The organism is Devosia sp. (assembly GCF_040509215.1).
GTDB lineage: Bacteria > Pseudomonadota > Alphaproteobacteria > Rhizobiales > Devosiaceae > Devosia.
Genome location: NZ_JBEVLL010000314.1, coordinates 1 through 10784, shown reverse-complemented (window position 1 = coordinate 10784; position 10784 = coordinate 1). Strand labels below are relative to the sequence as shown.

General features: G+C 62.7%; 13 protein-coding genes. 7 read left to right on the top strand and 6 right to left on the bottom strand.

Annotated features, from left to right (window positions below; all coding sequences use genetic code 11):
• Together ABW043_RS17630 and ABW043_RS17625 are read left to right on the top strand one after the other, a co-directional pair.
• On the top strand, positions 1–341 hold a 341-nt coding region (locus ABW043_RS17630; protein WP_353922504.1), incomplete at its 5' end, for a hypothetical protein.
• 41 nt (positions 342–382) lie between these two features.
• Positions 383–673: an SH3 domain-containing protein gene (locus tag ABW043_RS17625; protein WP_353922503.1), complete on the top strand. Its 291-nt coding sequence runs from the start codon at positions 383–385 to the stop codon at positions 671–673.
• Between the two features lie 3 nt (positions 674–676).
• On the opposite strand, the gene hemH is transcribed toward ABW043_RS17625, so the two are convergent.
• The 3 genes from hemH to ABW043_RS17610 form a co-directional block, all read right to left on the bottom strand.
• Entirely contained in the window at positions 677–1699 is a 1023-nt protein-coding gene (hemH, locus tag ABW043_RS17620; RefSeq protein ID WP_353922502.1) for a ferrochelatase, read from the bottom strand.
• Positions 1700–1810: 111 nt separating this feature from the next.
• The gene (locus ABW043_RS17615) at positions 1811–3481 is read right to left on the bottom strand and encodes a HoxN/HupN/NixA family nickel/cobalt transporter (protein ID WP_353922501.1); all 1671 of its coding nucleotides are present in this window, start codon (positions 3479–3481) and stop codon (positions 1811–1813) included.
• Between the two features lie 12 nt (positions 3482–3493).
• On the bottom strand, positions 3494–4390 hold the full coding sequence (locus ABW043_RS17610) for a LysR family transcriptional regulator (protein WP_353922500.1): 897 nt from the start codon (positions 4388–4390) through the stop codon (positions 3494–3496).
• Positions 4391–4564: 174 nt separating this feature from the next.
• Between ABW043_RS17610 and ABW043_RS17605 the strand changes: the two genes are divergently transcribed.
• Positions 4565–4987, top strand: a complete 423-nt coding sequence (locus ABW043_RS17605) for a MarR family winged helix-turn-helix transcriptional regulator (protein WP_353922499.1) — start codon at positions 4565–4567, stop codon at positions 4985–4987.
• 147 nt (positions 4988–5134) lie between these two features.
• Positions 5135–5626 carry an SH3 domain-containing protein gene (locus tag ABW043_RS17600; RefSeq protein ID WP_353922498.1) on the top strand — a complete coding sequence of 164 codons (492 nt, stop codon included), beginning with the start codon at positions 5135–5137 and terminating at the stop codon, positions 5624–5626.
• A 51-nt stretch (positions 5627–5677) separates the two neighbouring features.
• Here the strand turns inward: ABW043_RS17600 and ABW043_RS17595 are convergent, their stop codons facing one another.
• The 3 genes from ABW043_RS17595 to ABW043_RS17585 all read right to left on the bottom strand — a co-directional run bounded on the left by ABW043_RS17595 (position 5678) and on the right by ABW043_RS17585 (position 7521).
• Positions 5678–6112 carry a hypothetical protein gene (locus ABW043_RS17595; RefSeq protein WP_353922497.1) on the bottom strand — a complete coding sequence of 145 codons (435 nt, stop codon included), beginning with the start codon at positions 6110–6112 and terminating at the stop codon, positions 5678–5680.
• Positions 6113–6173: 61 nt separating this feature from the next.
• Positions 6174–7091, bottom strand: coding sequence for a DMT family transporter (locus ABW043_RS17590; RefSeq protein WP_353922496.1), 918 nt, complete (start codon positions 7089–7091; stop codon positions 6174–6176).
• 121 nt (positions 7092–7212) lie between these two features.
• Entirely contained in the window at positions 7213–7521 is a 309-nt protein-coding gene (locus ABW043_RS17585) for a hypothetical protein (RefSeq protein WP_353922495.1), read from the bottom strand.
• A 203-nt stretch (positions 7522–7724) separates the two neighbouring features.
• Between ABW043_RS17585 and ABW043_RS17580 the strand changes: the two genes are divergently transcribed.
• From ABW043_RS17580 to ABW043_RS17570, 3 genes are all read left to right on the top strand, one after another.
• Positions 7725–8510 carry an SDR family oxidoreductase gene (locus ABW043_RS17580; RefSeq protein WP_353922494.1) on the top strand — a complete coding sequence of 262 codons (786 nt, stop codon included), beginning with the start codon at positions 7725–7727 and terminating at the stop codon, positions 8508–8510.
• Complete coding sequence (uvrC, locus tag ABW043_RS17575) at positions 8507–10396, top strand: excinuclease ABC subunit UvrC (RefSeq protein WP_353922493.1); 1890 nt, start codon at positions 8507–8509, stop codon at positions 10394–10396. The genes ABW043_RS17580 and uvrC overlap by 4 nt, the downstream gene beginning before the upstream one ends.
• 91 nt (positions 10397–10487) lie before the next feature.
• A complete protein-coding gene (locus ABW043_RS17570; protein WP_353922492.1) occupies positions 10488–10778 on the top strand; it encodes a GIY-YIG nuclease family protein in 291 nt (96 codons plus the stop codon).
• The last annotated feature ends 6 nt before the right edge of the window (positions 10779–10784 follow it).

Sequence of the window (10784 nt, the reverse complement as noted above, 5' to 3'; positions counted from 1 at the left end):
GCCACGATAAAAAACCTTCGTTGGACGCGATCTGGCCGGGGCCTCAAACTCGCCCCATGACCGAACTCCTCTCCAATGGCGGCCCACCCCTCGACGACGACGACCACACCCCACCCTGGGGTCGAAACGGCATAGGCCGGTATTTCGAATGGGCAACGGCAAAGAAAAAAGCCTTCGACGCCCCCTACGACGTCGCCGTCCTCCGCGCCCGCCGCGCCGCCCTCATCGGCCTCACCTACGAAGAATATACACTCGAAATCCTCGAGCGCGGCCGCCACCTCGGCACGGCCGACGTGGACCGCATCGCCGAAATCAAACGTCACCGCCCCATCCGTTACTAAGCGCCTTGTAACCGCCACCGTGCAGAGGCAAAACTAGCCCCATGCGCATCCTGTTCGTCGCGGCCCTCGCCGCCCTGACCATCACTCCGGCTCTTGCCGAATCCACCGCCCGCGTCTCCGGCGGCAATGTCGCCGTCCGCTCCGGCCCCGGCATGTTCTACGGCATCATCGGCCGCCTCCCCAACGGCACCGAAGTCACCCTCGACTACTGCACCCGCGACGACCGCTGGTGTTTCGTCACCGACACCGGCTGGGTCGACGCCTCCTGGCTCGTCGGCTGGTCCGCCAAAATGCGCGTCACCCCACCCGATTTTCTGGGCCCCGGCTGGTAAAGCCTACAGCCAACCACTAAGCTCGCGCCGCACCATATCCTCGATCATGTCCATGCCTGCCGGGCTGTGATTGAGACACGGGATATAGGCATATTTCTCGCCCCCGGCATGGAGGAAGGTCTCCCTGCCACCCATGGCGATTTCCTCGAGCGTCTCGATACAATCAGCCGAAAAAGCCGGCGCTAAAATCGCGACCTTCTTGATCCCCTGCCCCGGCAGCGCTTCCAGCGTCTTGTCGGTATAAGGCTGCAGCCATTCCGTCGGCCCGAAGCGGCTCTGGAACGTCACCATCAGCTTCTCTTTCGGCCAGCCCAGATATTCGCGCACCAGCCGCGTCGTCTTGTGACACTGGCAATGGTACGGGTCGCCCTTCTGCAGATATTCCACCGGCATGCCGTGATAGCTGGTGATCACCACGTCCGGTTCGAAATCGAGCGCTGCAACACCGTCGCGGATCGAATTGCCCAGCGTCTCGATATATTTCGGATCTTCGAAATAGGCCGGCGCCGTGCGCACGGCCGGCTGCCAACGCATCTCCTTCAGCGCGTCGAATGCCTTGTCGTTCGCAGTTGCCGTCGTTGTAGCAGAATACTGCGGGTAGAGCGGCACGAGGAGTATTTTCTGGCAGCCCGCCGCCTGCATCTTTTCCAGCACGCTCTGCGTCGAAGGATTGCCATAGCGCATGCCATATTCGACCATGACGCCATCGCCGCTCATGCGCTCCGCAAGCGCCTCGGCCTGGCCCCTTGTGATCACGCGCAGCGGGCTCTCGTTCCGCTCTTTGTCCCAGACCATGTCATAGGCATGCCCGGCCTTCTGCGGCCGAAAATTGAGGATGACGAGGTTAAGGATCGGCCACCAAAGCCATTTCGGCGTTTCGATAACGCGCGGGTCGGAGAGAAATTCCTTGAGATAGCGCCGAACGCTCCAAAAATCCGTCGCATCGGGTGTCCCGAGATTGAGCAGCACAACGCCAATCTTTTTCGCGACAACGGGAGGATGGCTGGGGGGCAGATGGTCGGACATGGTGGGGCGCCAGTTTGGAAATCTTCCAGAGTTCCCGGCAACATAGCCCTTTCTCGCACCGCCGCAAGGCGGCGATGGGTCGCGCTCTCGCTTGCGCAAGGTCAAGGCCGGCTAGAGGCTCGCCATCAGCAGCAGGACGCCGAACAGCAGCACGAAGATTGCCCCGGCCAGTTCCGCCCACCAGACAATGCCTTGCGCTAGCGCACTGTCGCCGCCGGCAAGCCGCCCCACCAACCCCTTGGCTCCCACCGCCAGCGAGGCCAGCACCGCCACGGTAATCGCAGTCCCCAGCCCCATCAGCAGCACCGAGACCACGCCCGCCACCAGCACCCCCTGCGAGAGTGCAAACACCATCACCACCAGCGCCCCCGAGCAGGGCCGCAGCCCCACCGCCAGCACCACGCCCAGCTTTTCCCGCCAGTTCCCCTTGAGATCGGCCGGCCCGACAGCATGATGCATGTGCTCGCCATGATGCTCATGCGCAGGGTCATGTTCGTGATGGTGTGCGTGATCATGGTCATGATGGTGGTCATGGCCGTGATCGTGCCCATCATGATCGTGCCAGATATCCCGCTTCGCCGGCTCTTCATGATGGTGGTGGTGATGCCCCCAGCCAAAGACCTTGCGCGCAATCAGCCAAAGCCCCAGCAGCACAACCAGCCCATAGCTCAGCACGCCAACCCAGTGCGCCGCATCGCCGAGCGCCACGCTGGTCAGGCGCAAGGCACCCGCCAGTACCAGCACAAACGCAATAGCCACCAGCGATTGCAACAGCGCCGAGAGCGCGCTCAGCGCAATGCCCTGGCGCAATTGCCGCTCATTGGCGAGCACATAGGACGAGATAACCACCTTGCCATGTCCCGGCCCGGCCGCATGGAAAATCCCATAGAGAAAGCTCAGCCCGCCTAGCACCCAGAACGCCGTCCAGTCCGTGCGCATGCGGTCAAGCGCATCGGTCATGGCGCCATAGAAATTGCGCTGCTGCTCCTGCAGCCAGCCGAAAAAGCCCGTGCGCGGCAGGTTCAGCCCCGGCTCCGGCGGCGGTCCACCGAAGGGCGCTGCCGGCCGCGCCTGCGCTACATGCTCGGTCGCTTCGAGAGCCGTCACGGGCGTCGGTGCTGCGCCGCAGGAGATGACGATCATCCCCTGCGTGCCACGCATCGCCGCCGCCAGATCAGGCGGCAGTTCCAGCACATCCGGCCCGAGTGCATAGAGTCGGTCTTCCGTCGCCCGATCCATCGGCTGCGGCGGCACCAGCTCGGTGCTGCAGCTTGCAGGCGCATTCTCGAGCGTCACATGCCCGACATCGGCAAAGTTGATCGCCACGTAATACTCGGCGTCAAAAATCCCCAGCTCGAAACGCGACCCAGGCACAACCGGCTCCGCCGCATCGATGGAAAAATCGAGCGTGACCTTGTTGTCTTCGTAGCGCATGCGCTGGTCGCCGACGGGCGTGAAATGCACCCCATCGCCGGCCACGGTATAAAAGCCATAGTCGGCAAGCCCGACCATGTTCTCGTCCGCCAGGTCCTGCATTTCCTCGGGCGAGACCACGCCGTCGCCATCGGTATCGAGCCCCTGCACCATCCACACCGAAAAGGCCGTGTCGAAAGTCCAGCTATTGCGCAGCGTCGCGATGCGCCCGGCATCGTCGAAGACCACGGCTACCTTGGCATCGATAAAGATATGCGGATGCGCCATTGCCGGCTGAGCCAGCCCGAACAGCACCAGAACCAGCCCCGCAAACCGCAGAGCCCACGCCCCAAAACGCGAAAAACCCACGCCCCAAACCCGTCAGTTGATCGGGTGCACTGCGAACCAGTCCACCAGATGGTCGATCAGTGCCCGCACCTTGCCGGCCAGATGCCGCCGATGCGGATAGACCGCCTGCAGCGTCTGCCCCGTCGGCAGGAAGCCGGGCAGCACCGGCACGAGTTCGCCACTCGCCACCAGCGGGTCAGCCAGATAGGACGGCAATACGACAAAACCGAGACCCATGGCCGCCGCCTTGCGCGCCGCCAGCGGCGAATTCACCCGCAATGGCCCGCTCACCGGCACCGAAATGGTCTTGTCGTTCTCGACAAAACGCCAGTTCGACTGACCCTGCAGGTTGACGTCGATGATGCACGGCAAATGCCGGAGATCGTCGGGGTGCTGTGGCGCGCCGATCGTCTTGATCAGGCTCGGCGAAGCCCCCACCACCACATGCATATCGGCAATCTTGCGGGCAATCAGCGAGGAATCGGCCAGCGTCGAAATCCGCAGCGCCACATCGATCCCTTCGTCCACGAGGTCGACATAGCGATCCTCCAGCCGCAGGTCGAGCGTCACCTTGGGAAACTTCTTGAGGTACTCGAAGATAGCCGGGGCCAGCGTCGACTCACCAAAATTGCGCGGCGCCGAAACCCGCAGCATGCCGCGCGGCTCGGCCGTCTGGTCGGTTATCGTCGCATCGAGATCATCAAGCTGCTGCAACAGCGAGGAAGCCTCGCGATAATACGCCTCCCCCGCCTCGGTCAGGCTCAGCTTTCGCGTCGTACGATTCATCAGCCGCACCCCGAGATAATCCTCAAGGTCGGTCACATATTTGCTGAGCAGTGCTTTTGATCGGCCATGCGAGCGCGCCGCGGAAGAAAATCCACCGGCATCAAAGACCTGCACGAATGCTCGAATGCGGGCAAGATCCTGCAAATTGGCCTCCATTGCCGGGAATCGTCCACACGGCATTGCACCGTTGAACACCACCAATCGACGCATAACTCATCTGCATAGAGTGAACAATAACGGCTCTTGGTCGTTGCTCGATTAACGATAGGATGTTTCCACCGTCGACGCGCAACCGGAGTTCGGACTATTTTCCTGCTCATGGCCAAACCTTCACCCAGCTCATCGCTCTATCAGCTCATTGCGGCGGGCCAGTTGGCACACAAGGCTTTGCTTGTTCCCCTCAAGGAACGCGGCCTCGAACCCGGTGACGACGCTGTCCTCTTCGAGCTTGGACGCTCCGGCACGACGGAGCAGCATCTGGCGGAAACGCTGGGCCTCCCCCTCGACACGCTCGAGCCACGCCTTGTCAGGCTCATCGATCGTGATCTCGTCGACAGACGCGCCGTCGGTCCCGAACTCGTTCCCGGTATCGCCCTCACCGAGCGCGGCATCCGCATTCGCAACAGCCTCGCCGATCATTGGGCCCAGCTTGAAGAAGCATTGCTCGGCGAACTAAAGCCCAAGCAGCGCAAGAAATTCGGCCAGATCCTCCGCCGCTTCACCGACCTGCTGCAAATTTGAGTGTTTTGCGCCGCGCGCCGCAACGCGCTGGCACTTCGCGCATTTCCCAAATCAATGTCTGAAGGCTTCGTTCAGTCTGGGTTCATCCACAATGCGCTTTAGTGGGCACAGGCAAAAAAAGCTAACGACAGGGAAAGGAGAACTCCCATGGCTCTTAATCGCAAGCTGATCACTTCCGCGCTTGCCACCCTGGCAGTGCTGGCGACAACCGCTGCGGCCTCCGCCGCGCCTGCAATCGCCACCGGTAATGTCAACGTGCGCTCCGGTCCGGGCACCGGCTACGGTGTGGTCGATGCGCTGCGTCGCGGCGAACGCGTGGATATCCAATACTGCCGCGGCAGCTGGTGCTTTGTGCAGAAGCGCGGTCCCGATGGTTGGGTTTCGGCCAATTATCTGTCCAGCGGCAATGGCGGCGGATGGGGTGGTGGCTGGGACGACGACTACTACAAACCCGCTCCCCCGCCGCGCCCACCGCACTGGAACCCGCGCCCGCCGCGTCCGCCGGTGTGGAACCCCGATCCGCGTCCCCCGCATTGGGGTGGCAATGGACCGCGTCCATACCCGCAGCCCTATCCGGTCAATCCGGGCGCCAGCTTCTGCTTCAATGGCCCCAATGGCTACTTCTGCGCCGGCAGCTAATTCCGGCAGATACACAAATCAGACGCACCGGGCCCCCGCCCGGTGCGTTTTTCATTCCACCGTCAGCCGCTCGACATCGACGCCATGCCGCTCCAGCGGCGCCCGCGCCTTGCGAACCAGAAATTCGTTGAGCCCATAGGCCACGATGGCGCCCACGGCCACGGCAATGCCAAAACCGCGCCAGCCGTCCTGGCTGGCAATAGCGATAGCCGAAAACAGCGTCGCCGCGGCCACCCCAAGCAGAAACCAGCCACGCTTCTGGCTTGCTACGCGAAAATTCCGCGCCCCCGCATGCAGCAGGTCGCGCAATTCGCTGTCGCTCATCGCCACCAGTTCAGGGTTGCGGCGCTCACGCCGGATCGTCTCGATATAGGCGTCCACCCGCCGCAGCGTCAGCGCCTCGCGCTCCTTGGTCACCTTCCCGCGCGTCAGCAGCGTCCAACCACCACCGATCAGCAGCAAAACAAGCGCGATTTGTAGCAACATGGCCGGGCCTCCTATTCCTTCGCATCACATGCCCATTCGCGGGCACACCTGCAAGCCCAGCCTATTCCTCGCCCACAGGCGCAGCCGCCACGGTGGGGATTCGCTTCTGTCGCTCGCGCGCCATCACCACCAGCCCCGCCGCCACGATAACAGCCGCACCGATCAGTGAGATCGGATCGATCCACTGCCCGAAAACCACGATGCTAAGCACGATGGCCCAGGGCAGCGAGAAATAGTTGAACGGCTGCAACACGCTGGCCGGCGCCATGGTCAGCGCATAGACCATCAGGCCATGCCCGGCGCAGGTCGTCAGCATGGTCACGACCACGAGCGCGAAATCGGTCCATGGCATTGGCTGCCAGAAGAAGATGCCGACCCCGCTCGACATCACCAGCCCGACAACAGCGCCATAGGCAAGGCTCGTGGCCGCGCTATCGCTGCCCGAAACCTGGCGCGTCAGCACGATATAGAGCGCGTAGGACGCAGCCGAGGCCAGCGCAAACGCCACGCCCCATTCCAGCGGCACCCCACCGGGCCGCAAGATGATCAGCGCCCCCAAAAGCCCCGCACCCACCGCCGCGAAACGGAATATGCCGACCTTCTCGCCCAGAATTGGAATCGCAAAAACCGTCACCAGCAGCGGATAGACGATGACGATGGCCTGCAATTCCCCCAGCGCCACGGTCTGCAGCGCAATGGCGAAGCACCAGATATCGACCATCAACAACACGCCGCGCAGAATCTGCCGCTTCGGCATCTTGGAGTGCAGTGCCTGCCGCAGCGGCCCCTGCCGCATGACGATGACAAGCGCGAAGACCGCAAAGCCCCAGTAGCGCATCATCGTGATCTGGAAGGGCGAGTGCTCCTGCACCAGCAGCTTGGCGACCGCGTCCTGAACGCCGAATACGGCAATGGTGGTGAGGGTAAGCACAATCGCGCGGCCGAGATTATCCGCGCGTGGTTGAAGGGGGGAGGACATGGTCACCGGAGAGAAGAGTGTGGCGCCTCGCAAATATCGGCCTCGCGGGGCGCCGGAACGCTATCGCAGGAAACAGGGCAAGTCGACCATCAGCTCCAGACGAACCGAAATGCCTTCGGTCTCAGCCCTTGGCCATCGCCGACTTGATGATGCCGGCGATTGCCGTCAACACGCCACCGCCGACAAGACCCGTCGCGCCCTGTCCCGCCAGTGCACCAATATCCAGGCCCCCCGTGCCGGCGGCTGCACCCACCAGCGTATCGAGACCCGGAATCATACCGGCGAGCCACGTACCGACAAGGCCCCCGATTGCACCGACAATAGAATTGCCGGTGGTCCCGAGGTTGAGGTTCTTGGCCAATTGTCCAATGACATTGCCGCCCGCACCGCCGGCGATCAATTGCACCAATAAAGGCACTAACACTTCCATTGTAGTCCCCCTCCTTTTGACGGAAGCTCCAACTTCCGTACACGGAAACGTTAGTCCTCCTCGCGGCGCAGTGAAAGCACAAAGCTACTGCCGGGTTCTGTCATTTAGTTTGAGATAACTGGGCGCAAAGAGGCCTCCGGGCTTCACCAACCCCGCCACGCACCGATTGAAGGAAGCGGCCAATCCGGCCTATTGTCCGCCCGATGTCCGAAACGCCCCGAATCTATCCAAATCACCCCGGCATTGCCCTCGTCACGGGCGCCAGCACCCGCATCGGCGCCGCTATTGCACGCGCCCTCGTCGGCGCTGGCCATGCCGTTGTCATCCACTTCCGCTCGGACGAAAAGCGCGCGCACGACCTCGCCGCCGAGATCACCGCAAGCGGGGGTCGCGCTGCGACCATCAAGGCCGATCTGGCCAACCGCGCCGACCGCGCCAGCCTGATCGCCGAGGCGCAAAAGCCCTTCGGCCCGCTGACCATCCTCGTCAACAATGCCTCGGTCTTTCATCCCGACAGTATCAGTGATGTGAACGAGGAGCTGTGGGACGAACACTTTTCCATCCACGCCGAAGCGCCCATATTTCTCTCGCGCGACTTTGCCGCCCAGCTTCCCGGTGGCGTCGAGGGAAACATCATCAACATGATCGACGAACGGGTTCTCAAACCCAGCCCGGCCTATTTCAGCTACACGCTCTCGAAGTCCGTGCTCTGGACTGCAACCCAGACCATGGCCCAGTCCCTGGCGCCCGCCATCCGCGTCAACGCCATCGGCCCTGGCCCCGTCCTCCCGCATGAAGGCCAGAGCGACGACGACTTCGAGCAGAGCGTAAGAACCCTGCCGCTCAAACGCCACGCCGACCCCGAAGCCATCGCGCAGGGCGTCCTCGCCATTCTTTCCATGCCGTCCTTCACCGGCCAGATGCTCGCCCTTGATGGCGGCAAGCATCTCGATTACCCGAGCCGCCGCGGCCCCACGCCCCGAAAATGACCGACACCAAGCCTCCTGCCCCGCTTCCCGCCGGCCCCGAAGTCATCAAGAACTTCGTCCGCACCCTGCCATCGGCGCCGGGCGTCTATCGCATGCTCGATGAAAACGGCGAGGTCATATACGTCGGCAAGGCGCGCTCACTAAAGTCGCGCGTCACCAACTACACCCGCCCCGAAGGCCTCTCCGTGCGCATCCAGCGCATGATCATGGCCACGGTGTCGATGGAGTTCGTGCGCACCGAGACCGAAGCCGAGGCCCTGCTCCTCGAAGCCAATCTCATCAAGCGCCTGAAGCCGCGCTTCAACGTCCTCCTTCGCGACGACAAGAGCTTCCCCTACATCCTGATCGCCACCGATCACGAAGCTCCCGAACTGACCAAACACCGCGGCAGCCGCCGCCGTCCGGGTCACTACTTTGGCCCCTTTGCCTCCGCCGTCGCCGTCAGCCGCACCATTGCGAGCCTGCAAAAGGCATTCCTGCTGCGCAACTGCTCCGACAGCTTTTACGCCGCAAGAACAAGGCCTTGCCTGCAGTACCAGATCAAGCGCTGCGCCGGCCCCTGCACTCGCGAAATCAGCCTGGAAGCATATGGCGAACTGGTTGAGGACGCCCGCCTCTTCCTCACCGGCAAGTCCCAGACCGTGAGGGACCACCTGCAAACGGACATGGCATCCGCCGCCGAAAATCTCGATTTCGAGCGCGCCGCCCTCATTCGCGACCGCCTTTCCGCCCTTGCCCTCGTCCAGTCTCAGGGCGGCGACGCCACCGCGCGCAATGTCGAAGAAGCCGACGTCTTCGCCATTCATCACGAAGGCGGTCAGTTCTGCGTTCAGGTCTTCTTCTTCCGCGCTTTCCAGAACTGGGGCAACCACGCCTTCCGCCCCAAGGCCGACGACTCGCTTTCCGACGCAGAAGTCCTCGAAGCCTTCATCGGCCAGTTCTACGAAGACCGCACCCCGCCAAGCCTCGTGCTCCTCAGCCACGAAATGTCGGAGCACGACGTTCTCGAGGAGGCCCTCCGCACCCGCGCCGGCCAAAAAGTCCGCGTCGAAACCCCGCAGCGCGGCGAAAAGCGCGACCTCGTCAATTACGCCCTGCAGAACGCGCGCGAAGCCCTCGGCCGCCAGCTCGCCGAAGGCGCCTCACACCGCGCTCTCCTCGAAGGCGTGGCCGAAATCTTCGGTCTCGAAGAAACCCCGCGTCGCATCGAAGTCTACGATAACTCGCACATTTCCGGCACCAACATGGTCGGCGGCATGATCGTCGCGGGCGAGGAAGGCTTTTCCAAAAAGCACTACCGCACCTTCAACATCAAATCCGACATTTCCGCCGGCGACGACTTTGGCATGATGCGCGAGGTCCTGACCCGCCGCTTCACCCGCCTCGCCTCGGAAAGCGAAACCGACGCCGAAGACGAAGCGACCGGCATGCCCGATTGGCCCGACGTCGTCTTCATCGACGGCGGCGCCGGCCAGCTCAACGCCGTCAAGGAAGTCATCGCCGAACTGAACCTCCCCAAGGAGGTGACCTTCATCGGCATCGCCAAGGGCGAAGAACGCGACGCCGGCCGCGAAAAGTTCTTCATGGAAGGCAAGGACGCCTTCATGCTCCCCCACCGCGACCCCGTCCTCTATTACGTCCAGCGCCTCCGCGACGAAGCCCACCGCTTCGCCATCGGCACTCACCGCGCGCGACGCAAGAAGGACGTGGTCAAAAACCCGCTCGACGAAATCGAAGGCATCGGCCCAACGCGCAAACGCGCGCTCCTGAACCACTTCGGCTCAGCCAAAGCCGTCGCCCGCGCCAGCCTCCTCGACCTCGAATCCGTCCCAAGCATCTCCAAGGCCATGGCCCAGCTCGTCTACGACCACTTCAACCGCACCTAGCGCCGTCCCCCACTCACCCACGCGCAGCCTCTCCCCTCTATCGTCATCACCGGGCTTGTCCCGGTGATCCATCTCGAGGCAAGCTCGATGCATGAAGGGCTACGTCTACATTCTTGCGTCCAAGAAGAACGGCACGCTCTACACCGGCGTAACGTCCAATCCCTCTCGTCGCCTCTTCGAGCACCAACACTCGCTCGCCCCTGGCTTCGCCTCACGCTACGGCGTCAAAACCCTGGTCTGGCTCGAAGAACATGATTGGGTCGCCGACGCCATCCAGCGTGAAAAGTCGATCAAGAAGTACCCGCGACAGTGGAAGATCAATCTGATTGAGGCGACGAATCCTGACTGGAACGACCTCAGCGACTGGCTGATGGACACCTAGCTTGCC